Below are 24,528 nucleotides of genomic sequence, written 5' to 3' on the forward strand. Positions count from 1 at the left end.
GGTCATTTTTATACTTTTTGGGTCGTGCAGGATTTGAACCTGCGACCAATTGATTAAAAGTCAACTGCTCTACCAACTGAGCTAACGACCCAGGCTATGGTGGGTGATGACAGACTCGAACTGCCGACCCCCTCCTTGTAAGGGAGGTGCTCTACCAACTGAGCTAATCACCCATAACTGTCAATTGAGATTTAATAAATACAATTTATTTTAAAAACCTCTGTGTGCATATAATATAACGGTTTTTTTAGAAAAACAAGTTTTTTGTATTAAAATATATTTTTTAAATTTTGTTATGAAAAATAAATTTTAATATAAAATAATTGTTTAACAAAAATTAATTTAAGGTTTTATTTAATGCAAATAAAAACTCGCTTTGCCCCAAGTCCTACTGGTAATTTACACCTTGGTAGTGTCCGTACAGCTCTATATTCTTGGTTGTTTGCACGTCGTAATAACGGTATATTTATTTTACGAATAGAAGATACAGATTTAGGTCGTTCTACAAAAGAATCTATTAATTCTATTATCGATGCTATGAGATGGTTGAATATAGATTGGAATGAAGGTCCATACTATCAAACGGAAAGATTTGATCGTTATAATGACATAATGAATAATATGTTAAAAAATGGTACAGCATACAAATGTTTTTGTTCTAAAGAAAGATTAGAGTGTTTACGTAAATCTCAAATTTTAGCTGGAAAAAAACCTAAATATGATGGATTTTGTAGAAAAAATTTTAAATCATTGGAAAATAAATCTTATGTAGTACGATTTTGTAATCCAATATCTGGACACACAACTTTTCATGATCAAATTAGAGGTAAAATCACGTTTAATAATGCAGAATTAGATGATTTAATCATTCGACGTACTAATGGTTCATATACATATAATTTTTGTGTAGCAATAGATGATTATGATATGAATATTACGCATGTAATACGTGGTGAGGACCATATTAATAATACTCCAAGACAGATTAATATACTGAAAGCTATTGGTGCCAATATACCAATTTATGCACATATTTCTATGATCTTTGGTGTTGATGGAAAAAAATTGTCTAAGCGTAATGCTGCATTAAGTATTTTACAATATCGAGATGAAGGTTATCTGCCAGAGGCTATGTTAAATTATCTAGTCCGACTAGGGTGGTCTCACAATAATAAAGAAATTTTCAGTATATCTGAAATGATAAATTTATTTACATTAAGTAGTGTAAACAAATCTCCTAGTATATTTGACATAAAAAAACTTAAATGGATGAATCATCAATATATTAATAGATTACCTGTAGAATATATAGCGAAATGTTTACATAAACACATTAACAATCAAAAAATTAACATTAATGCCGGTCTAAATTTAACAAAAGTAGTAAAGTTATTCAGTAAAAGATGTAATACTTTAAAAGATATAGCTATTTCTTGTCGTTATTGTTATGAAGAATTTTCTCAATTTGATAGTAATCATGCTAAAAAATATTTAAATAATATTAATTATCCATTATTAGAATATATTCGTAATCAATTACTTTTAATTTCCGATTGGAATAGTGAAAACATTCAAAATACAATCTTAAGTACAGCTAATAAATTTAATGTAAATGTAAACAAAATATACATGCTTCTACGTTTAACTATTACTGGTATTCATTACTCACCTGCTATTAATGATATCATTGAAATAATTGGTTTAAATACAACAATATCAAGAATTGAAAAAGCTCTTACTTTTATTAATAACAATGTATTTTAATTTAAAATAAATTTTATTAGATCAATATATACAAATCTAAGCAAAAATTATATTATTATTGTATTCTAATAATAATTATTTAGTTTTTAAAAAGTACAAATCAATCTTTATCAAGATTGTTATATTTTTGAGTTAATAATTAAATTATTATATCATTAGATTAATATGTAATAATAGGTGTAAAATTATAGTGTATTAAATTGATTGATAAAGGGGCTATAGCTCAGTTGGTAGAGTATTTACATGGCATGTAAATGGTCAGCGGTTCAAGTCCGCTTAGCTCCAGAAAATCAAATTTTTTAATTTTAAATTTTATATATTTTTTATACTATACTTAGATGTGTTATTCATTATGTTAATGATAAGATTTTTAAAATAAAAAAATTAAAACAATGTAATACCGTTAATTATTTTAATAATTTTAATAAAATTAATTAACGAGTATTTTTTCGTGTATAAATACTATAACAAAAACTATAACTTTTTATTTTAATTAAAATTTATAGCAATGATTAATTGTTTATAGTTTATATAAAAATAAAATAATTACTATAATATAACATTTTAAATTTTAATAAATGTTCAGATAGGAAACTGAATATGTTTGAAATGAGTGTGATTGAAAACCTTATTAAAGGAGCAAAAAAAATAAAATTAGCTCTATTGGGGCCAGCATTTATTGCTGCAATAGGCTATATCGATCCTGGTAACTTTATAACAAATATTCAAGCTGGTACAGCTTATGGTTATAAATTATTGTGGGTGATAGTATGGGCAAATATTATGGCAATGCTAATCCAGTTAATGTCTGCCAAATTAGGTATCGTAACAGGTAAAAATCTAGCTGAACACATCAGAGATAGATTTCCACGTCCTGCAGTGTGGTTTTATTGGATTCAAGCTGAAATTATTGCAATAGCAACAGATTTAGCAGAATTTCTTGGAGCTTCGCTTGGTTTTAAGCTATTCCTCAACATACCTCTTTTTCAGGGAGCAGTATTAACTGCGTTAGCTACTTTTCTAATTCTATTACTTCAAAATTATGGTCAAAAATCTATTGAAATAATAGTTGGTGCTTTACTAATTTTCGTAGCAGGTGCTTATGCTATGGAATTATTTCTCTCAAAACCGAAATTTAATGAACTAATGATTGGTGTTGCTTTACCTGTTTTACCTAATCTTGAGACAGTATTTTTGGCTGCTGCTATATTAGGTGCAACGATTATGCCTCATGTAATATATTTACATTCGGCTTTAACTCAAGTAAGTGATGGTAAAAGTAGTGTAAAAGAACGTTATGCAGCTGCTAAATTAGATGTAATTATTGCTATGACTATTGCTGGTTTTGTAAATTTATCTATGATGGCAACTGCAGCTGCAGTATTTCATACTGGTGGATATACTGGAATAACCCAATTAGACCAAGCTTATTTAATTTTAAAACCAGTTTTAGGACAGGCTGCTGCGACAATTTTTAGTTTAAGTTTAGTGGCTGCTGGTTTATCATCAACTGTAGTGGGTACAATGGCAGGTCAAGTTGTAATGCAAGGATTTGTTCATTTTAGAATATCATTATGGTTGAGAAGAATCATAACTATGCTTCCATCTTTTATCGTTGTTTGTGTAGGTTGGGATTTAGCACATATTTTAATATTAAGTCAAGTTGTTTTAAGTTTTGGCATTGCATTAGCATTAGTACCTTTGATTGTTTTTACAGGAAACCGTGAAATCATGGGTGATAAAATGGTCAATTCATGCTTGTTACAAAACATAGCCAAATTGATTACTGTAATTGTATTTGTATTAAATGTTTATCTTATAGTAGGAGAATGTATGGGTAATATAATTCCAACATAAAAAATAGGATTTTTGATTTTTATCCTTTATTGTGATATAAATTACACTGATTTTAAGCAAATTGTTTTTTAATTTTATAATTTTTAAAAAATTATTAAAAGCTAGGTGCTTATTATTTGTAAGATTTATCAATTAGCAGAGTTAGTGTTTATTATGTATATGTCCCCTACAGGAATCGAACCTGTAATTAACCCTTAGGAGGGGTTCGTTATATCCGTTTAACTAAGGGGACTGCTTTCTTACTATATCAAGTATATTTGTAATATATCAAGTATGTTTGTATCGTTATTGTATCAATTATATTATTTAACAAATCATATATATAAATTAATGTATTGGAAGAGACAAACATTAATAATGTTCGTTATTTTATTTCAACTACAAAATTGTTGTATTTTTATATCATCTTAGATGATTATCATATTATACAAAGATGATTATCATATTATACAAAAATGTTTATAAAAAATTTTTATATAATTTTACAATTAGGTGGTTCCATGAAAATTTTAATGATGCGTCATGGTGATTCTGTAAGAGAAACAAAAGATGATATAAATAGATCATTGACAATGAACGGAATTAATGAATCACGTCAAATTGCAAAATGGCTCAAAGATAAAAAATTTTATATTGATTGTGTATTGACCAGTCCTTACAGAAGAACAATACAAACTTTATTACAAATAAATAGTATTCTAAATATTAGATACCGTAATATATTATCTGAATTAAAGCCACAAGGTAAACCTTCGGTAGTTATTCAATATTTAAAAACTATGGTATTAAATAAAACAGAATCGGTATTATTGATTTCACATTTACCTTTTATGAGTAACTTAGTTAAAATTCTCTGTCCTAATGAAGAACGCGTTATTTTATTTCAAACTTCTTCTATTACCTGTATGCATTTTTCCGTTTTTAATGATCAATGTAAATTACTTTGGGATATTAATTCATCTGATATTAATAAAAAATATATATAAAATTTTAATATAATTTAAGGATAATATTAATGTATTAATTACTATTGCTTATAAAAATAGATAATTTTTGTTTTTGTATTTTATCTATATATATTTAAATAACTCGAAAAAAGGAGTTTAAATGGACCAGATTTTTATTGAGGAGGCTTTAAACGAACTTTATACTATTCAAGATATGCTTCGTTGGGCAGTAAGTTGTTTTGTATCTGCTAATATTTGTTATGGACATGGCACAGATAATCCTTGGGATGAAGCTGTTCAATTGATTATACCTTCTTTATTTTTACCAATGGATCTTAATGAAGATATCCGAGATGCGCGTTTAACTACTAGTGAACGTAAGCGTATTATTAAATACGTAAGTCGGCGTGTTAAAGAATGTGTTCCTTCTGCTTATATTACAAATAAATCATGGTTTTGTGGTTATGAATTTTATGTTGATAATCGCGTGATTATTCCACGTTCACCAATTGGTGAATTGATAGAAAATCATTTTGTAGGTATCATTAAAAACCAACCAGATTGTATTCTCGACATGTGTACTGGTAGTGGTTGTATAGCGATAGCTTGTGCTTATGCTTTTCCACATACTAAAATTGATGCAGTAGATATTTCTGAAGAAGCTTTATCGGTTGCTAAAAAAAATATCAAAAAATATCATTCAGTTCAAAATGTAAATTTTATTCAATCTAATTTATTTAATAGATTGATTGATATAAAATATGATTTGATTATTGCTAATCCACCATATGTTAGTGAGGAAGAAATAGCCAATTTACCTAACGAATATCATTATGAACCTAAACTAGGATTGGTAGCTGGAAGTGATGGCTTAAAGATAATAATTCGTATTTTAGCTAGTGCTACTAAATATCTTAATGATAATGGTGTTCTTATTTGTGAAGTAGGTAACAATATGGTTAAAATGATCGAACAATTCTCAGATGTACCTTTTACTTGGTTAAAATTTGATAATGGTGGTGAAGGAGTATTTATGATCACACGAAAACAACTTATTAATGTAGAACATCATTTTTCTTTTATAGATTATAATTGCACAGGAAAATAACATGGCTGGAAATAGTATTGGTCAACTTTATAGAGTAACTACATTTGGCGAATCTCATGGAACAGCCTTAGGGTGTATCATTGATGGTATTCCCCCTGGTATTCCATTAAATAAAGCTATTATCCAACATGATCTTGATCGTCGTCGTCCAGGTTTTTCTAATTTTACTACTCAACGTAAAGAATCAGATCAAATAAAAATACTTTCAGGTGTATTTGAAGATATTACTACTGGAACTCCTATTGGATTGATAGTTGAAAATACTGACTATCGTTCACAAGATTATTCTGATATTAAAGATTTATTTCGTCCTGGACATGCTGATTATACTTATGAAAAGAAATATGGAATACGTGATTATCGAGGTGGTGGACGTTCATCAGCTAGAGAAACTGTTATGCGTGTAGCAGCAGGGGCAATTGCAAAAAAATATTTAAACTTAAAATATGGTATATTAATAAGAGGTTATATATCACAGATTGGAAATATTAATTGTCAATTTACAAACTGGAGTGTTGTTGATAGCAATCCATTTTTTTGTCCTGACCCTAATAAATTAGAGTTATTAGATAAATTAATTCGTTCTCTAAAAAAAGATGGAGATTCCATTGGAGCTAAAGTAACAGTAATTGCTGAAAATGTACCTCTTGGTTTAGGTGAGCCAGTTTTTGATAAATTAGATGCAGATTTAGCACATGCACTTATGAGCATAAATGCAGTAAAAGGCATAGAAATTGGAGATGGTTTTGAAGTAGTGAATCAACTTGGGAGTCAACATAGAGATGAAATGGGAATTAATGGTTTTAAAAGTAACCATTCTGGTGGGGTTTTAGGAGGTATTAGCAGTGGTCAAATTATCACTTTGAAATTGGCAATGAAACCTACTTCTAGTATTATAAAACCAGGAAAAACTATTAATAAAGATGGTAAAGAAGTACAAATAACAATTACAGGTCGTCATGATCCTTGTGTTGGTATTCGTGCTGTTCCCGTTGCTGAAGCGATGACTGCTATTGTATTAATGGATCATTTATTAAGATATCAAGCACAATGTCCTGATATTAATATAATTAAAAAATAAATTTATAATTAATTTATTTTTTATAAAATATTGACTGATTTATTATACATGTTTTCTATTGAAAAATACTTTAAATATTAAAAATTGTTTTGCTGATGTTTACATAATGTAAAATACTTATTTATCAGCTATGATAATCTCAATAAATATTGAGTTTTTTCATTAATTCAAGTGCTTTCCATAAAGCATATAATATTGATTATAAAAATCATATTTATTTAAAAATGTATCAATACATGCTTATTTTTAATTCATATTAAATGTAGTTATAATAATTTATAAAATAATATTATAATTAAATTTATGAAATTGGATTGTTCATTGTATTCCCAAGAAAGATAAGAAATCATTTTTAATGACTTAGATTTTTTAAAAAAAATTATAACTTATTTAAAGTAAAGGTTTATTTAATGAAATCTGCTGTGATTACTGGTTTAGGAATAATTTCTAGTATTGGAAATAATCAACGGGAAGTATTGAATTCTCTTCTTGAAGGTCGTTCTGGTATAACTTTTTCGCAAGAAATGAAAGATTCAGGCATGCGTAGTCATGTTTGGGGTGATATTAAGTTAGAAACTAAAGGTTTAATTGATCGTAAAATTTTACGTTTTATGAGTGATGCATCTATTTATGCTTATCTTGCAATGAAAGAAGCAATCCAAGATTCCCAATTGAAAGATCAGTTATATCAAAATAATCCTCGTGTAGGTTTAATTGTTGGTTCTGGAGGAGGATCTCCACGTTTTCAAGTATTTGGAGCTGATGCCATGAGAAGTCCGCGCGGATTGAAAGCAATAGGTCCATATATTGTTACTAAAGCTATGGCTTCAGGTATATCCGCTTGTCTTGCTACATCATTTAAAATTTATGGTGTAAATTATTCTATTAGTTCTGCATGTGCTACTTCTGCACATTGTATTGGCAATGCAGTAGAACAAATCCAATTTGGAAAACAAGATGTTGTCTTTGCAGGTGGTGGAGAGGAACTAAGTTGGGAAATGGCATGTGAGTTTGATGCAATGGGTGCTTTATCTATAAACTATAATAATAATCCCCAAAAAGCATCTCGTACTTATGATACAAAGAGAGATGGTTTTGTAATTGCCGGAGGAGGAGGCATAATTGTCGTCGAAGAACTAAAGCATGCATTAAATAGAGATGCTCCTATTTATGCTGAGATTATTGGTTATGCAGCTACATCAGATGGTGTAGATATGGTTAATCCTTCAGGTGATGGTGCGGTCCGTTGTATGAATAAAGCACTACAATATGCTAAAAATCCTATAGATTATTTAAATAGCCACGGTACTTCGACAGTCATTGGTGATAAAATAGAATTAGAAGCAATTCGTAAAGTTTTCGGTACAACTACACCAAAAATATCAGCAACTAAATCTATAACTGGGCATTCATTAGGTGCAGCTGGAGTGCATGAAGTCATTTATTGTTTATTAATGTTAAAATATGGATTTATAGCACCCAGTATCAATATTGAATCTTTAGACTCATTCGCTAAAGGGTTAAATATTATAACTAAAACTACAAAAAACAACCTTAAAACAGCTATGTCAAATAGTTTTGGATTCGGTGGTACTAACGCTACTTTAATAATGCGTAAATATTAATTTGTTACTTGTTCTTTATTGGTTAATGGTTAAGTATAAAACATAATATATATTATGTTCCCTTTAATTTAATACTTTAATACTGATATAAATTATAATAACTTTAATTTTATACATTTAGGAAAATGTTGTGAAAATCTTAGCTGATGAAGCTATCCCTTACGTATATGAATTATTTAAAAATACAGGTAATATATTTCAAGTTCCGCATACACAAATCTTAGGTAAAGAAATAATTGATACAGAATGTCTAATAATACGTTCTGTTACTAAAATTAACAAAAACTTAATCAAAGGAAGTTTAGTAAAATTTATTGGTACAGCTACTTCAGGTATAGATCATATTGATCAAGAGTGGTTAAAAAAATCGGGTATATTTTTCTCTTCAGCTCCAGGATGTAATGCTATTGCAGTTGCGGAATATGTATTTTCTGCCTTACTTTTTTTAGCTGAAAATAATAATTTCCAAATTAAAGATCGAATTGTAGGTATCATTGGTGTTGGAAATATTGGCTCGTATTTAAATAAAATATTTAAAGCTTGGGGTATTAAAACTTTATTATGTGATCCTCCACGTTTTGATTGTGGTGCAAACGATAAATTTTATTCATTAACTCAAATAATTAAATTAGCTGATATAATAACGTTGCATACACCACTATTGTATGAGGGTAAATATAAAACTTTACACATGATCAATAAAAATCTGCTCTTATCTTTAAAACCAAATACTATTTTAATTAATTCCAGCCGTGGTCCAATAATTAATAATAAAGAATTGCTAGAAGTATTGCATCTTAGGAAAGATATAAAGGTGGTAATGGATGTATGGGAAAAAGAACCAAAATTATCTTCTCGTTTACTTAATAAAATAAGTATCGGTACTGCGCATATTGCAGGACATACATTAGAAGGGAAAATGCGTGCAATAATTAAGCTATATCAGGAATGGTGTAAAATAGTTAATAAACCTCAAAAAACAAAATTAAATAAGTTATTACCTATGCCGATATTTAATAATATCTATTTGCATGGTAAAGTTAACCAATCAGTATTGAAAAACTTAGTTTATTTAATTTATGATATTCACATAGATGATAGTTTATTACGGAATGCAATAATATCAAAATCTTTTTCATTTGAAAAATTACGGAATAACTACAGACAACGACGTGAATGGTATTCTTTAAAGGTTGTTTGTGATAATTATAAATCTCATAAGATTTTAAAAGGAATTGGTTTTAATGCTATTCTCAAATTAAATTATTGATATTATCAAAAAATTTTTAATAAAATTTGAAATTAAAAGAGATTAATGTCTATTAAAAATTAATTTAATTTTAATTCAATACTACAATAAATGAATTAAATAAATAAGGTATCTATAGTAGTGTTAAAAATAGCAATGTGTATTGAGTATGATGGTAGTAAATATCATGGATGGCAACGTCAACAAAAAGTACCTAGTATACAACAAAAATTAGAAAATGCTTTGTCGAAAATAGCTGACCATTCAATTAGTGTATTTTGTGCTGGACGGACAGATACAGGAGTGCACAGTACTGGTCAAGTAGTACATTTTGAAACAAACAAAATTCGAACTATAGACGCTTGGACTTCGGGAGTTAATTCAATTTTACCAGATAGTATTTCTATACTTTGGGTAAAATTTGTATCTAATAACTTTCATGCTAGATTTAGTGCTATAGCACGTAGGTACAGATACATTATTTATGATTATCCTCTTCGTCCAGCTATTTTAATTCATGGTTTAACACATTCTTATAATCTTTTAAATGTTCAAAAAATGCAATATGCTAGTACGTGCTTACTAGGAGAACATAATTTTAAATCATTTTGTGATTCGTCTTCTCAAATACAAAATTATTGTCGTAATTTGATGCATATTAATATAATTCGTCAAGGACATTACATAATTATTGATATTAAAGCAAATGCTTTCTTGTATCATATGGTACGTAATATTGTAGGAAACTTAATCGATATCGGTCTTAGTAAAAAACCAATATCATGGATTCAAACACTTCTTGAATCAAAAAATAGAAAACTCGGATCAGCTACGGCTAAAGCTAATGGTTTATATTTAGTAGAAGTAGATTATCCTGCACATTTTTGTTTACCTAAATTATCAATAGGACCGCTTTTTCTTCATAATATGAAAAATTTTAATATTCATTTAGAATGAGAGTGGTTTGTTAAATTTGCTATTAAAGTTATTTATTATTATATTATTATTTTTATATACTTTAATAAAAAAATATATTGGTTTAAAATATTTATATAAAAGAACAATAATTATTTTTAATAACATTAAATGTTTATGGGTATAACATTAAATGTTTATGGGTTATAGATGGATAAGTCATAAATGAGCTGGCTTGAACGTATACTTAAAAAAAGTAAGATTACCCCTATTTTACGTCGTACTAATATACCAGATGGTGTATGGACTAGATGCGAAAGTTGTAATCAAATATTATATAGAATTGAACTAGAACGTAATTTAAGAGTATGTCCAAAATGTGATTACCATATGCAAGTTAAAGCTCGAGATCGTCTAAAGAGTTTATTGGATATTAATTCTGTAACAGAATTAGGCAAAGAATTTGAACCTAAAGATATACTTGAATTCAATGATTCTAAAAAATATAAAGATAGATTAGAAGCTGCTCAAAAAGAAACTGGTGAAAAAGATGCACTAGTTGTTATGAAAGGAAAATTACACAATATTCCAATTGTAGCTGCAGCCTTTGAATTTAATTTTATGAGTGGATCCATGGGTTCAGTAGTTGGATCCAGGTTTGTATGTGCAGTCGAACAGGTTATGAAAGATAATTGCCCGTTAATTTGTTTTTCTGCTAGTGGTGGTGCTAGAATGCAAGAATCTTTAATATCATTGATGCAAATGGCTAAAACTAGTGCTGCGTTAGCTAAAATGGGAACTTTAGGATTGCCTTATATATCGGTTCTTACTAACCCAACTATGGGTGGTGTTTCTGCTAGTTTTGCAATGCTCGGTGATCTTAATGTAGCAGAACCTAAAGCTTTAATAGGATTTGCTGGTCCTCGTATTATTGAACAAACAGTAAGAGAAAAACTTCCGTTAGGTTTTCAGCGTAGTGAATTTTTAATCGAAAAAGGCGCAATTGACATGATAATTAGAAGACCGCAAATGCGTTACAAATTGGCAAATATTTTATCAAAAATGATGAATTTACCTGCACCTTCTATTGATGAAGGTGAAAAATTCAATTTTATTAATTCATTTAAAAATCAATAATAATGAATAGTTTTAGTTCTTCTAATCCAAAAGACTCGTTAAAATTCTGGATTGATTATCTTCAACACAGGCATAAAACAATATGTCTAGATATAAATAAAATAAAATTAGTAGCAAAACGTTTGCAATTATTAAAACCTAAAGAATTTGTTTTTATTGTTTCAGGCACTAACGGTAAAGGTACTACTTGCCGTGCAATAGAAATTTTACTCATAAAAGCTGGTTATCGTGTTGGCGTTTATAGTTCACCACATATCTTAAGTTACATAGAAAGAGTACGTGTTCAAGGAAAAATGTTAACAGAAATAGAACACATTGATAGTTTAAAAAAAATTGAAAAACAACGTGATAATATTTTATTAAGTTATTTTGAATTTAGTACGCTTTCAGCATTAGAATTATTTAAACATTCAAATCTTGATGTAATACTTTTAGAAGTAGGTGTTGGTGGTAGACTTGATGCTACTAATATAATTGATGCAGATACTGCAATTATTACTAATATAGCTCTTGATCATACAGATCTGTTAGGAACAGATCGAGAAAAAATTGGAATTGAAAAAGCTGGAATCTTTCGTGAAGGTAAATTAGCAATAGTAGGTGAAGATGATACTTCTTTGAATATCTCAATGATCGCAAAACAAAAAAAAGTAAAACTATTACAAATAAATAAAAATTGGTCTTATTATCAAAAAAATGATACATGGTCTTTATATAATGGATTTAATTTGTTAGAAAATTTACCATACCCATATATTCCGGTATCTAACGTTGCTATTGCCTTGGTAGCCCTGAAAGCTGCAGGATTTAAAATAACAAACAAAAATATTTATGAAAACTTACCTAATATAAACTTACCTGGTAGATTTCAGACAGTTGGTTATTCTCCACACATTATTCTTGATGTAGCACATAATCCACATTCAGCACATTATTTGTCCAATAGGTTAAAAAATTTACATAGAAAAGGAAAAGTACATGCAGTGATAGGCATGTTACGAGATAAAGATATTAAAGGAACATTAATGGCTTTAACTCCTCAAGTAGATTATTGGTATTGTATAAGTTTATCTCCTCCTCGAGGTGCTAAAGCTGAACAACTGACCTTGTATTTGAAAAATGCTTATTCTTTTCCAAATATTCAAATGGCATGGAAAACAGTGATTCAAAATGTAACAGCATATGATATTATTTTAGTATGTGGTTCATTTGTTACTGTATCTCAAATTATGAAATTATTATCAATCAATAAAATTTTTGATACTAACTTAAATATCAAAATCAATTAATAAAATAAATAGCATTGAACTCAAAACTAATAATATTTAATTATTACAGATAATTGTATGACTCATAGTGTAATAATATTAAAAATATGTTTTGTTGATAAAAGTATTATTTCAAGTTTGTCTATAGCATATATCAATTTTAATTATATATCTAATAATTTAATTTATTAAAAAAAATTAAATTTAACTTGAAAAAGAATATAAATAATATAACTTATGTGTATTATTGTAAACGATAAATTTTTATTTTTTCTAACTCACTAAAACTAAGTCTAATAAATTAATATAACTTTATTATAGAGTTTTCAAAATTAATTATTAAATGATATAAGGTTAAGGCATACGGATTTTGAAGAACTTATATTGAGTGGTAAGAAAATATATTCAATTTTTTAATTTTTATATTAAATATCTATTTTTAAATATTATTTTTGTGATTTAGCAAGTAATAAAAATTTTAAATCGAGGTTATATAATAAAATGATTTGGATTGACTATATTATCCTTATTGTAATTGGTTTTTCAATGATTAGAAGTTTTTATCTTGGTTTTGTATACGAAGCTTTATCTTTAACTACTTGGATATCTGCTTTCTTTGTATCAAATCAATCTCATAAGTATGTTATGATGTTACTTCCGCTTACTTATGGAAACAATTTGATTAGAAAGTTTATTTCTATATTATTACCGTTTATTCTTACTATGATTGCAGGAACAATATTAAATTATTTCATTAGAACTTTAGTAGTAAAAAATAAGTTATCGGGTACTGATAAGGTTCTGGGAATTTGTTTTGGAGCAATACGGGGTATACTAATAATAGCATTAGTTATTTTTTGTTTAAATATTTTTACTGACATTTCTAAATGTACAGATTGGAGAAAATCTCAATTAATTCCTCATTTTAATTATGTAATTAAGATTTTTTTTGACTATTTTAAAGCATATAGAATTTTTCGTATTGATAAAAAATTGAAGACATATCCTAATTAAGGAAAAAATATAATGTGTGGTGTTGTTGGTATTGTTGGTTTTACACCAATAAATCAGTTTTTATATAATGCATTAACAGTACTACAACATCGCGGACAAGATGCTGCAGGTATTTGTACAATAGACAAGTCAAGTTGTTTTCGTTTGAGAAAAGCTAATGGTTTAGTAAAAGATGTTTTCAAAATGAAACATATGCAATACTTACAAGGAAATATAGGAATTGGCCATGTAAGATATCCAACAGCAGGTAATTCTAGTGCTTCCGAAGCACAACCGTTTTACGTCAACTCACCATACGGCATTACCTTGGCACATAATGGGAATTTAACAAATGTTAATGAATTACGTAAACATCTATTTGAAAACAGTAGACGTCATGTTAACACGGATTCAGACTCTGAAGTATTATTAAATATTTTTGCCCAAGAACTGAGTCGTTTTCAACACTGCTCTATACTTTCAGCTAATGATATATTTAAAGCAATTACTTTTGTCCATAAGCAAATAAGAGGTGCTTATGCAGTAGTTTCAATGATTATTGGTCACGGAATAGTAGCTTTTAGAGATCCAAATGGAATTCGCCCTCTTGTACTAGGTAAACGCATTGTTAGTAATTATATTGAATACATGGTTGCATCTGAAAGTGTAGCTTTAGATACAACTGGTTTTGAATTTGTTAAAGATGTTGCACCAGGAGAAGCTATTTACATAAATCAACAAGGACAATTATTTAATTATCAGTGTGCTGAAAATCCAAAAAATAATCCATGTTTATTTGAGTATGTTTATTTTGCTAGACCAGATTCTTGTTTAGATAAAATATCTGTTTATAGTGCAAGAGTAAGGATGGGAACTAAACTTGGTAAAAAAATTTCTAAAGAATGGAATAATTTAGATATAGATGTTGTAATTCCAATTCCAGAAACTTCTACTGATATTGCATTAGAAATTGCACATATTATTAATAAACCTTATCGTCAGGGATTTGTAAAAAATAGATATGTTGGCCGTACATTTATTATGCAAGGTAATAATTCAAGAAGAATAGCTGTTAAACGTAAGCTAAATACAAATCGCGCTGAATTTATTAATAAAAATGTATTGTTAATAGACGACTCTATTGTACGAGGAACTACTTCAAAACAAATAATAAAAATGGCACGTGAAGCTGGTGCAAAAAATGTTTATCTTGCTTCTGCTGCACCGGAAATTAGATTTCCAAATTTTTATGGTATTAATATGCCAATTGCAACAGAGCTTATTGCACATGGACGAGAAGTAGAAGAAATATGTAAGTTAATAAAAGCAGATGCGTTAATTTTTCAAGATCTTAACGATCTGATTGAAGCATTACAAGAAGAAAATCCAAATATTACTCAATTTGAATGTTCAGTATTTAATGGCATTTATATTACTAAAGATATTGATAATAATTATTTAAATAACAACCACTACCAAGGTAGTAAAGGCACTGGAATTTCTTCTTCATATCATGAAGTAGAAAATCTTGAGTTATATAATGAAGAAAATTAATAAATACCGAAAATACTTTTTATTTAAGGTTTATCAATGAAAAAACTAATTATTGGTATTTCAGGAGCTAGTGGTATAATATACGGTATACGTATGCTACAGATCTTAAAAACAGTAGAAGAAATAGAAACTCACCTTATAATGAGCCAGTCTTCATATACAACACTAAAAATAGAAAGTAATGTTAGTTTAAGTCACGTTCAAGAATTAGCAGATGTAGTACATAATGTACAAAACATAGCATCTAGTATTTCATCAGGTTCTTTTAAAACTATTGGTATGGTTGTACTACCCTGTTCAATTAAAACTTTATCAAGCATAGTTAATAGCTACAGTGATTCACTTTTAACTCGTGCTGCTGACGTTGTACTAAAAGAAAAAAGAAAATTAGTATTATGTTTAAGAGAAACCCCTTTACATATTGGACATTTAAATATGATGATAACTGCTGCTCAATTAGGTGCTATTATAATGCCAATAGTTCCGGCTTTCTATCATTATCCTAATAATTTGGATCAAATAATAAACCAAACAGTTAACCGTATTATTGATCAATTTGATATCATACTATCTCAAGATTTATTTGTGCGTTGGAATGGTATATAAAAATGAATCGTTATTTTTTATTTTGTGCCGCTTGTATTGCAGTTAAAGCAATAGTGTAAACTATATCATCAATTGAAGCACCCCTTGATAAATCGTTTACTGGTTTTCTTATTCCTTGTAACATTGGACCAATCGATATTACATTAGCTGAGCGTTGTACTGCTTTATAAGTAGTATTTCCTGTATTAAGATCTGGAAAAATAAGTACTGTTGCTTTACCAGCTACTTTAGAAGTTGGTGCTTTGAGTTTTGCTACATCTTCAATGATTGCTGCATCATATTGTAAGGGACCGTCAATAATTAAATCTGGGCGTTTTTTTTGAGCAATCAGTGTAGCTTGACGTACTTTTTCAACATCACTACCTACACCAGAATTACCAGTTGAATAAGATATCATTGCAACACGTGGTTCAATACCAAATAATATAGCTGAATCTGCAGATTGAATAGCTATATCAGCTAATTGTATAGAATTAGGATTTGGATTGATTGCGCAATCTGCATAGATAAGTACCTCATCAGGAAGCAACATAAAAAATATTGACGAAACTAATGAACTATTAGGTAACATTTTTATAATTTGTAATGATGGTCTAATAGTATTTGCAGTTGTATGAATAGCACCAGAAACTAAACCATCTACTTCATTTTTTTCCAACATCATAGTACCTAGTACTACATTATCTTCAAGTTGTGTTTTTGCGATTAGTGAATTCATTCCTTTATGTTTACGCAATTCAACTAACCTTGCTATATATTTTTCCTTTATTGTAACTGGATTAATGATCTTGATAGCATTATTCAAATTAATTCCTTGTGAAATAGATACACGTCTTATTTCTTGTGGACATCCTAATAGAATACAATTTGCTATTTTTCGTTCAGCACAAATTATTGCTGCCTGAATTGTACGTGGTTCATTACCTTCAGGTAAAACTATACATTTTTTTGCTTTACGTGATAATTCGATTAATTTATAACGAAATGCTGCTGGCGATAAATAAATAGAATGATTGGAAGTTAACGTTAATGACTTAATCCAACTTGGTTTGATAAAATTAGCTATATATTCTTGAGTTTGTTCTATACGATAAACATCATCATTTGGTATTGTTATATTTAATTTTTGCAAATGAAGAAATGTTTGCCAAATATTATGATTTACCATAAAAACTGGTAATCCATTTTGGAAGGCATGCTTACATAATTTATTAATATATTTATTAATTTTATATATTCCGGTTAATAAGATAGCTGAAATTTTAATCCTATTCATGACAGCCAAACATATTTCAATAATTATTTCTTGACGGTCTGCAGAAATAACTAGTAGGGTTTCAGGATTAAAATATTTTATTATATTATGTAAGCTATAGGAACAAAAAACTATGGATTTAATTCTGCGTGTTTTAATATCACCTTGATTAATAATGCGTGCATTAAGATAATTATATATATCTATTGCTCTAATTTTAATTAGATTAGAATTCCAGGGTATTTTACCAATTATGGGTAATGGACTATCAATAAATGTTTTTTTTAAATTATTATCAATACCTTTATTAACTTGGCAATTATCAATAATTTTTAAAACGTTAGAAAAAATATAACTTTCATGATCAATAGGAGCATTTATTTTGTTAAATATAACACCAACTATATTTTTATTCTTCATTCCACCAAAACTATTTTGAGTTAATTTAATATAATCTTGTGCTTGTAATAAATCATTGCTATTGATTTTAAGTACAAAAATAATTTTTGCATTTAACGCTTTAGCTATCTCATAATTTAATGAAGTAGAAAATTGATATTTTGTTATTATACCCTCAATTAACACTACTTCTGTGTTTTGTGAATGTAAATAATACTTATCTATTATTCCTTCTATTAACATATCTTGTTTTTTAGCAATTAATGCTAATTCAACAATTGTTGTTTTCAACGATTGATCTATAGGAACTAAGTTATATTTGCTAAAAATATCATCAGATATGCTATATTTATCATTTTGTAAAACAGGTCTAAAATATTTTATATTAATGCCTTCCCGCTCCATACCCCTAATTACTCCTAGGCCAACGCTTTGAAGACCTACGTTATTGCAGATGGGAACAAGCATGATTGCACGTGACAACATCGAATCCTTAAATTTTAGGTATTATACATTTATCATTTAAAATTGAGAAATTTTTATTGTATTAAATTTAATGTCTCCTTAGCAATTATTAATTCTTCGTTTGTAGGAATTACTAATATTGGACAAAAATTTTTTCTATTTATGAATCCAGTTTTTCCAAATCTATTAATTAAATTAAGATCATTATCTATCTTAAAATTTAGCATTTTTAGTTTTTTTAAAACAAAATTACGTACCATTGCAGAATTTTCTCCGATGCCACCAGTAAAAATCAAAGCATCAAGTCTACCATTCATTAATGTGCTATAACTACCAATATATTTTGCCACACGATGACAGAATACGTCCATAGCGCGTTTAGCTTCTTTCTTTGTTGTATAATTATCTTCTATATAACGACAATCACTTGTAATTTCAGTTAGACCTAGTAAACCTGATTCTGTCGTTAATAATTTATTTATTTCTTCAATATCCATTCCTAATGAATTATACATAAAAAATATAATTGCAGGATCAATATCACCACTACGAGTACCCATTACCAATCCTTCTAATGGTGTTAATCCCATTGATGTATCGATACACATACCGTTACGGATAGCAGAGATAGAACTACCATTTCCTAAATGACAAGTAATTATATTAATATTTTTTATTCTTTTTTTTAAAATTTTTGCTGATTGCTGCATTACATAACAATGGCTAATACCATGTGCTCCGTAGCGACGGATTCCATAATCTCTATAAAATCTGTATGGTAATGCATATAAATATGAAGATTCAGGCATAGTTCTATGAAAAGTAGTATCAAACACTGCAACATTTTTTTGACAAAGATGAGGAAATTTTTGCATTATAACATCAATTCCCATTAAATGGGCTGGAATATGTAAAGGGGCAAATGCAGTAGCTTTTTTAATATTCTGAATAATTGTTTCATTTATTATCACAGATTGAACTATATTTTTACCGCCGTGTACTATACGATGTCCTATTGCAATAATATTATCTACAATTTTTTTATTTTGTTTTAATATAACTGAAATGATAAATTCAAGAATTGCTTCATATTGAACATTGACATCAAATGTTTTTTCTTGTTTTTGGTCATTAGATTGCCATGTAATTTTTATTTTAGATAAATTGTTAAATTCAGCTATACCTGTAAGATACTTGTTACCTGTACTAGCACTTATTATAGTAAATTTAATTGAAGAACTTCCACAATTCAAAACCAATATTAATTTGTTTGACATGGCATTGCCTTTTATAAAAAAATCAATTAATTTTAAATAAAATTTTTTATGCAAAAACAAAAATTTTTAATAATTAATGAAACAAGATTGAATATAACAAATTAAAAAGTTTTTATATAATTAGTATTTTTTTATATTTATTTGATGTATATAACATGATCTTAATTTTTATTAAGATATTTATTTTTATCATATTTTTAATATAATTACTGGTTGCTATTAATAAAAAACAACCATATAAATACACTCAAACTTATAAAGTTATACATGAAGTATTTATTTAAAATACAATAATTATATTATTGTCGATAATTGTTTAAAAAACAATAAAACCTATTAATTGCGAATTCTAAATCGATAATACATGGCAGTATTACTATACTTATATGATCATGCAATAGCTAATTAAATACAGTTCTGTATACTAGTAAAATTTTTCCTGCAATAACAAATCTAATATCATCTTAAAATAGCTATAAATATTAAAATTTTTAATATTAATGCGTAGCAACATATAAAATGATCCTTTTGGTTTTACACAAGTAATACCAGGTATATTATTAATTAAATTCCAAGAAATTTTAAGTTATTCATCAAGAAGCCTACCTGGCAGGATGGAATCATTAACATTTTAGCACTTTGTCAATTCTGCTTTAATAGCATACTGTGAAAGAACATTAGCATATATTCACAAGTATATATTCACATTGCAGTCAAAACTTCCAATCTATCTAAATATAATCTTTAGCATATTTTTAGGTCCGTCCATAACTGTCTAGTATTGACGAAATCCAGCTATAAAATAATTTTTTGATAATCCACTAAATATAAAGATAAGAATATCAGATACTAAAAAAGCAATAGAGTAATAATGCGTTTTATTACAAATTTCATCATAAAAGATGATCAAATTTTATTTACGTGCTATTGTTGCTATATTCGGCAGTAATTCTTTACTATATACTGATCCTGTAGGATTATTAGGATTAATAATTATAATCCCTAGTTAGGGTATTTTGTTATTTTATTAATAATATAATTAAGATCAGAAAATCAATCTGAATCTTCATTACATAAATAATATATTAGTGTACCATTTGCAAGAGATATTGCAGTCGTCCAACATGGATAATCTGGAGCTGGTGCTAGTCATTGCATCAATGATATTTAAAAGTGTTTGTATTGATTGGATAATTAATTTAGAAACTCCATTGCCAATATATATATCTTCAATTGTAATATCATTGATATCATGTTTATAGTAATAGTGCATAATTTTTTTGCTTATTGAATATAAACCTTTAGAATCACAATAACCTTAAGCATTTGATAAATTACTAGCTGTGTCTATTATAATATCAACGAGATTCTTAAAATCAAAATGAACAGGATTTTCCTATGTTTAACTTTATTATATTATTACTTTCTTTTCAATATACATAGCTTCTTTATTAAGAGTACTCCGCGTACATCCTAATGCATTTTTTTTAATTTGTAAGATTCTTAATTATAAATATTATTATTTAATAAAACAAACATTGGTTATTAAACTATACCTTTATAGTTTTACTTAACATGAAAAAATATTTTACATCTTTAATATGTATTGAAATTTTTTGATAAAAATATATTATTCAAATATTTAATCAATTTTTTTATAAGTTATAATATTTATAATAATGAATGATATTTATTAGATATAAAAAAACGATTTTAAATAAAAAATTAAGATTTTAATCTATTGAGTTGAGAAAAATAACTTTCAGTAACATTTTTTGTTTTTTTATGAATTAGAAATAGATAATAACATATGTTATATGATATAAAAATATTATTAGATTTTTATTAATGATTAATACTGTAAAATAGTTTTTCATAATCCATAACAATAATGTTTTCCTTTTAATATAGATTATAAATGCTTAACATATTTTGTATGTTTATATTCAAATTTGATTTTAGAAATTAAGCAGAAATAATGTCCTCACATATAACATGAGGAGTAAAATAAGATGTTGATTAATAGTATACTTATATCTAAGTACTGTGGTTTTGTTTTTTATATTTTTCTTACATGCTTTTTTTGTTTTTTAATGCTACTTGGAGGTTGGTTACTGGGTGGTAAATCAAATGGTCGTTATAAAAACAAACCTTTTGAATCAGGCATTGAATCAGTTGGTAATTCACATATCAGATTATCAATAAAGTTCTATTTAGTTGCTATGTTGTTCGTGATTTTCGATGTTGAATCTCTTTTTTTATATTTATGGTCTATTTCGGTAAGAGAAAACGGTTGGTATGGTTTTATAGAAGCTTTAATGTTTATTACAACACTTTTAATAAGTTTAATATATATTATTAGATTCGGAGTGTTTAATTTGACTCCAAAATATCGTTAAATTTGAAATTATATTATGATTTCGAATAATGATTATAAATATGAAAAAATTGGATAAAGGTGAATATATATGGACTACACACTAACTAAAATCAATCCACATAGTAATGAAAATGATCATTACCCTTTACAACAACGACAAATTGTTAGTGATCCTATAAAACATGATCGTAATGTATATATGGGCAAGCTTAAACAAGTTTTACATAATATAGTTAATTGGGGCAGAAAAAATTCATTATGGCCATATAATTTTGGTCTTTCTTGTTGTTATGTGGAAATGACCACATCTTTTACTGCAGTACATGATGTAGCAAGATTTGGTTCTGAAGTTATGCGTTCTTCTCCACGTCAAGCTGACTTTATGGTTATTGCCGGAACACCTTTTATAAAGATGGTTCCTGTGATTCAACGTTTATATGATCAAATGTTAGAACCAAAATGGGTTATTTCTATGGGATCATGCGCTAATTCTGGTGGCATGTATGATATATATTCAGTAGTTCAAGGTGTTGATAAATTTTTGCCTGTTGACATTTATATTCCTGGTTGTCCGCCTCGTCCTGAAGCTTATATACATGCATTAAGATTACTTCAAAAATCTATTGGAAAAGAACGTCGACCTCTTTCATGGAAAATAGGAGATCAAGGAATTTACCGTCCTAATATGAAATCTGAAAAAGAGAGAAAACAAAAAGAAAATATTGCAGTTGTTAATTTAAGATCACCTGATGAAATTTAAAAAAATAAATTAATAATATTTTGTTTTTTTATGTACAACTATAATCTTATTAAATTATTCTATTTATAGGTAAAATGGTGATTGGAACATGATACATGTAGCCAAAAATAGCTCGCTTTTTCCTATGCGACAAACCCCTGATCATTTAGATGATCCTATCATTAATGAGTTATGTAATAAATTTGGATTTAATTCTTTTAATGTTCAATCTACTATTATTGGATCTTTAGTAATCTGGATTAATAGAGATAATTTATTGAAAATGATTGAATTTTTAAATAATATATCTGATGGGTATGTTATGCTTTATGATCTGCACGGTATAGATGAAAGATTACGTATGCAACGTAATAACTTACCTGATGCTGATTTTTGTGTTTTTTATCATCTATTATCTATTGAACGTAATCGAGATATAATAATAAAAGTAGCTTTATTTGAAAAAGATTTACATTTACCTACTATTACTAGCATTTTTGTTAATGCTAACTGGTATGAGCGTGAAACATGGGAGATGTTTGGTATTGTTTTTGATGGACATCCACATTTAATTAGAATTATTATGCCGCAAAATTGGAAAGGATATCCTCTACGTAAAGATTATCCAGCACGTGCTACTGAAGTTGAACCATTTGTTTTAACTAAAAATAAAGAAGATTTAGCAATGGAAGCTCTTGCATTAAATCCAGAAGATTGGGGTATGAAGCGCCGTACTGATAATGAAGATTTTATGTTTTTAAATTTAGGTCCTAATCATCCTTCTGTTCATGGTGCTTTTCGTATTTTTCTTCAGCTAGACGGAGAAGAAATTGTAGATTGTGTTCCTGATATAGGCTACCACCATCGTGGAGCTGAAAAAATGGGAGAGCGTCAATCTTGGCATAGTTATATTCCTTACACAGACCGTATTGAATATTTAGGTGGATGTGTTAATGAAATGCCTTATGTACTTGCAGTAGAAAAATTAGCAGGTATTGTAGTACCTGATAGAGTAAAAGTAATTAGAATAATGCTTTCAGAATTATTCCGTATTAATAGCCACTTATTATATATTTCTACTTTTATTCAAGATGTTGGTGCAATGACACCTGTATTTTTAGCATTTACTGATCGACAAAAAATATATGATATAATCGAGGCTATTACTGGTTTTCGTATGCATCCTGCCTGGTTTCGCATAGGTGGTTTAGCTCATGATCTTCCTAAGGGTTGGGAACAACTTTTACAAAACTTTCTTAAATGGATTCCAAAAAGACTAAAAGAATACAGCCTAGTTGCATTAGGCAACAAAATTTTGATGCAAAGATCTCAAGGTATTGCTGCATATAATAAAAAAGAAGCATTAGAATGGGGTACGACAGGTGCAGGTTTAAGAGCTACTGGACTTGATTTTGACGTGCGAAAATGGCGTCCATATTCAGGATATGAAAATTTTAATTTTGAAATTCCCATTGGAAACGGAATTAGTGATGCTTATACTAGAGTTAAGTTAAAAATAGAAGAAATGTGGCAATCATTATCTATTTTAGAGCAATGCTTAAAAGAAATGCCGCAAGGACCTTTTAAAGCAGATCATCCACTTACTACACCACCTCCTAAAGAACATACTTTGCAACATATAGAAACTCTTATTACGCACTTCCTTCATGTTTCTTGGGGACCTATTATGCCTGCAAATGAATCATTTCAAATGATTGAAGCTACTAAAGGAATTAATAGCTATTATCTAATAAGTGATGGTGGAACAATGAGTTATCGCACTAGAATACGTACTCCTAGTTTCGCTCACCTTCAGCAGATCCCTTCAGTAATTCGTGGTAGTTTAATATCCGATTTAATTGTTTATTTAGGTAGTATTGATTTTGTTATGTCAGATGTGGATAGATAA

The 24,528-nt window shown here is 28.0% G+C and carries 18 protein-coding genes and 4 tRNA genes; 17 read left to right on the forward strand and 5 right to left on the reverse strand.

Features of this window, described 5'->3' with window-relative positions:
* Positions 1-18: 18 nt before the first annotated feature.
* A tRNA-Lys gene (locus tag CRV10_RS00460) sits at positions 19-91 on the reverse strand.
* A 6-nt stretch (positions 92-97) separates the two neighbouring features.
* Positions 98-173 (reverse strand) — tRNA-Val (locus tag CRV10_RS00465).
* Positions 174-357: 184 nt separating this feature from the next.
* On the opposite strand from CRV10_RS00465, the gene gltX reads away from it, so the two are divergent.
* From gltX to CRV10_RS00480, 3 genes are all read left to right on the forward strand, one after another.
* Positions 358-1,764: a glutamate--tRNA ligase gene (gltX, locus tag CRV10_RS00470; RefSeq protein ID WP_136129867.1), complete on the forward strand. Its 1,407-nt coding sequence runs from the start codon at positions 358-360 to the stop codon at positions 1,762-1,764.
* 212 nt (positions 1,765-1,976) lie between these two features.
* A tRNA-Ala gene (locus CRV10_RS00475) sits at positions 1,977-2,049 on the forward strand.
* A 315-nt stretch (positions 2,050-2,364) separates the two neighbouring features.
* Positions 2,365-3,621 carry an Nramp family divalent metal transporter gene (locus CRV10_RS00480; RefSeq protein ID WP_136129868.1) on the forward strand — a complete coding sequence of 419 codons (1,257 nt, stop codon included), beginning with the start codon at positions 2,365-2,367 and terminating at the stop codon, positions 3,619-3,621.
* Positions 3,622-3,781: 160 nt separating this feature from the next.
* On the opposite strand, the gene CRV10_RS00485 is transcribed toward CRV10_RS00480, so the two are convergent.
* Positions 3,782-3,853: transfer RNA gene (locus tag CRV10_RS00485), tRNA-Arg, on the reverse strand.
* 268 nt (positions 3,854-4,121) lie between these two features.
* Here CRV10_RS00485 and sixA point away from each other — a divergent pair.
* The 11 genes from sixA to CRV10_RS00540 all read left to right on the forward strand — a co-directional run bounded on the left by sixA (position 4,122) and on the right by CRV10_RS00540 (position 16,104).
* Positions 4,122-4,607, forward strand: coding sequence for a phosphohistidine phosphatase SixA (gene sixA / locus CRV10_RS00490; protein ID WP_158675172.1), 486 nt, complete (start codon positions 4,122-4,124; stop codon positions 4,605-4,607).
* A gap of 121 nt (positions 4,608-4,728) precedes the next feature.
* Complete coding sequence (prmB, locus tag CRV10_RS00495; RefSeq protein ID WP_136129870.1) at positions 4,729-5,676, forward strand: 50S ribosomal protein L3 N(5)-glutamine methyltransferase; 948 nt, start codon at positions 4,729-4,731, stop codon at positions 5,674-5,676.
* 1 nt (position 5,677) lies between these two features.
* Entirely contained in the window at positions 5,678-6,757 is a 1,080-nt protein-coding gene (gene aroC / locus CRV10_RS00500) for a chorismate synthase (RefSeq protein WP_136129871.1), read from the forward strand.
* 410 nt (positions 6,758-7,167) lie between these two features.
* Positions 7,168-8,382: a beta-ketoacyl-ACP synthase I gene (gene fabB, locus CRV10_RS00505; RefSeq protein WP_136129872.1), complete on the forward strand. Its 1,215-nt coding sequence runs from the start codon at positions 7,168-7,170 to the stop codon at positions 8,380-8,382.
* A 130-nt stretch (positions 8,383-8,512) separates the two neighbouring features.
* Positions 8,513-9,652: a 4-phosphoerythronate dehydrogenase gene (locus tag CRV10_RS00510; protein ID WP_136129873.1), complete on the forward strand. Its 1,140-nt coding sequence runs from the start codon at positions 8,513-8,515 to the stop codon at positions 9,650-9,652.
* 135 nt (positions 9,653-9,787) lie between these two features.
* Positions 9,788-10,588: a tRNA pseudouridine(38-40) synthase TruA gene (truA, locus tag CRV10_RS00515; protein WP_136130091.1), complete on the forward strand. Its 801-nt coding sequence runs from the start codon at positions 9,788-9,790 to the stop codon at positions 10,586-10,588.
* A gap of 183 nt (positions 10,589-10,771) precedes the next feature.
* On the forward strand, positions 10,772-11,683 hold the full coding sequence (gene accD, locus CRV10_RS00520; RefSeq protein WP_136129874.1) for an acetyl-CoA carboxylase, carboxyltransferase subunit beta: 912 nt from the start codon (positions 10,772-10,774) through the stop codon (positions 11,681-11,683).
* A 2-nt stretch (positions 11,684-11,685) separates the two neighbouring features.
* Entirely contained in the window at positions 11,686-12,972 is a 1,287-nt protein-coding gene (folC, locus tag CRV10_RS00525) for a bifunctional tetrahydrofolate synthase/dihydrofolate synthase (protein WP_136129875.1), read from the forward strand.
* A gap of 480 nt (positions 12,973-13,452) precedes the next feature.
* Positions 13,453-13,965, forward strand: coding sequence for a CvpA family protein (locus CRV10_RS00530; protein ID WP_136129876.1), 513 nt, complete (start codon positions 13,453-13,455; stop codon positions 13,963-13,965).
* Positions 13,966-13,977: 12 nt separating this feature from the next.
* On the forward strand, positions 13,978-15,498 hold the full coding sequence (gene purF, locus CRV10_RS00535) for an amidophosphoribosyltransferase (RefSeq protein WP_136129877.1): 1,521 nt from the start codon (positions 13,978-13,980) through the stop codon (positions 15,496-15,498).
* 36 nt (positions 15,499-15,534) lie between these two features.
* Entirely contained in the window at positions 15,535-16,104 is a 570-nt protein-coding gene (locus tag CRV10_RS00540) for a UbiX family flavin prenyltransferase (RefSeq protein WP_136129878.1), read from the forward strand.
* A 10-nt stretch (positions 16,105-16,114) separates the two neighbouring features.
* Here the strand turns inward: CRV10_RS00540 and pta are convergent, their stop codons facing one another.
* Together pta and CRV10_RS00550 are read right to left on the reverse strand one after the other, a co-directional pair.
* Positions 16,115-18,241, reverse strand: a complete 2,127-nt coding sequence (gene pta, locus CRV10_RS00545) for a phosphate acetyltransferase (protein ID WP_136130092.1) — start codon at positions 18,239-18,241, stop codon at positions 16,115-16,117.
* A gap of 56 nt (positions 18,242-18,297) precedes the next feature.
* A complete protein-coding gene (locus CRV10_RS00550) occupies positions 18,298-19,500 on the reverse strand; it encodes an acetate kinase (protein WP_136129879.1) in 1,203 nt (400 codons plus the stop codon).
* 2,012 nt (positions 19,501-21,512) lie between these two features.
* Here CRV10_RS00550 and ndhC point away from each other — a divergent pair.
* The 3 genes from ndhC (at position 21,513) to nuoC (ending at position 24,528) form a co-directional block, all read left to right on the forward strand.
* On the forward strand, positions 21,513-21,899 hold the full coding sequence (gene ndhC / locus CRV10_RS00560) for an NADH-quinone oxidoreductase subunit A (protein ID WP_136129880.1): 387 nt from the start codon (positions 21,513-21,515) through the stop codon (positions 21,897-21,899).
* Positions 21,900-21,968: 69 nt separating this feature from the next.
* Positions 21,969-22,640, forward strand: a complete 672-nt coding sequence (locus tag CRV10_RS00565) for an NADH-quinone oxidoreductase subunit B (RefSeq protein ID WP_136129881.1) — start codon at positions 21,969-21,971, stop codon at positions 22,638-22,640.
* Between the two features lie 88 nt (positions 22,641-22,728).
* Positions 22,729-24,528 (forward strand): NADH-quinone oxidoreductase subunit C/D, encoded by a 1,800-nt coding sequence (gene nuoC, locus CRV10_RS00570; RefSeq protein ID WP_136129882.1) that lies wholly within the window; start codon positions 22,729-22,731, stop codon positions 24,526-24,528.

This window comes from Candidatus Pantoea edessiphila (genome assembly GCF_002933355.1).
GTDB lineage: Bacteria > Pseudomonadota > Gammaproteobacteria > Enterobacterales > Enterobacteriaceae > Pantoea_C > Pantoea_C edessiphila.

Excerpts from the sequence above, each read along its gene's own strand:
- CRV10_RS00530 (WP_136129876.1), top strand. The coding sequence starts at position 13,453 with ATGATTTGGATTGACTATATTATCCTTATTGTAATTGGTTTTTCAATG.
- truA (WP_136130091.1), top strand. The coding sequence starts at position 9,788 with ATGTGTATTGAGTATGATGGTAGTAAATATCATGGATGGCAACGTCAA.
- aroC (WP_136129871.1), top strand. The coding sequence starts at position 5,678 with ATGGCTGGAAATAGTATTGGTCAACTTTATAGAGTAACTACATTTGGC.
- sixA (WP_158675172.1), top strand. The coding sequence starts at position 4,122 with ATGAAAATTTTAATGATGCGTCATGGTGATTCTGTAAGAGAAACAAAA.
- fabB (WP_136129872.1), top strand. The coding sequence starts at position 7,168 with ATGAAATCTGCTGTGATTACTGGTTTAGGAATAATTTCTAGTATTGGA.
- accD (WP_136129874.1), top strand. The coding sequence starts at position 10,772 with ATGAGCTGGCTTGAACGTATACTTAAAAAAAGTAAGATTACCCCTATT.
- purF (WP_136129877.1), top strand. The coding sequence starts at position 13,978 with ATGTGTGGTGTTGTTGGTATTGTTGGTTTTACACCAATAAATCAGTTT.
- folC (WP_136129875.1), top strand. The coding sequence starts at position 11,686 with ATGAATAGTTTTAGTTCTTCTAATCCAAAAGACTCGTTAAAATTCTGG.
- gltX (WP_136129867.1), top strand. The coding sequence starts at position 358 with ATGCAAATAAAAACTCGCTTTGCCCCAAGTCCTACTGGTAATTTACAC.
- nuoC (WP_136129882.1), top strand. The coding sequence starts at position 22,729 with ATGATACATGTAGCCAAAAATAGCTCGCTTTTTCCTATGCGACAAACC.
- CRV10_RS00480 (WP_136129868.1), top strand. The coding sequence starts at position 2,365 with ATGTTTGAAATGAGTGTGATTGAAAACCTTATTAAAGGAGCAAAAAAA.
- CRV10_RS00540 (WP_136129878.1), top strand. The coding sequence starts at position 15,535 with ATGAAAAAACTAATTATTGGTATTTCAGGAGCTAGTGGTATAATATAC.
- ndhC (WP_136129880.1), top strand. The coding sequence starts at position 21,513 with ATGTTGATTAATAGTATACTTATATCTAAGTACTGTGGTTTTGTTTTT.
- CRV10_RS00565 (WP_136129881.1), top strand. The coding sequence starts at position 21,969 with ATGGACTACACACTAACTAAAATCAATCCACATAGTAATGAAAATGAT.
- CRV10_RS00550 (WP_136129879.1), bottom strand. The coding sequence starts at position 19,500 with ATGTCAAACAAATTAATATTGGTTTTGAATTGTGGAAGTTCTTCAATT.
- prmB (WP_136129870.1), top strand. The coding sequence starts at position 4,729 with ATGGACCAGATTTTTATTGAGGAGGCTTTAAACGAACTTTATACTATT.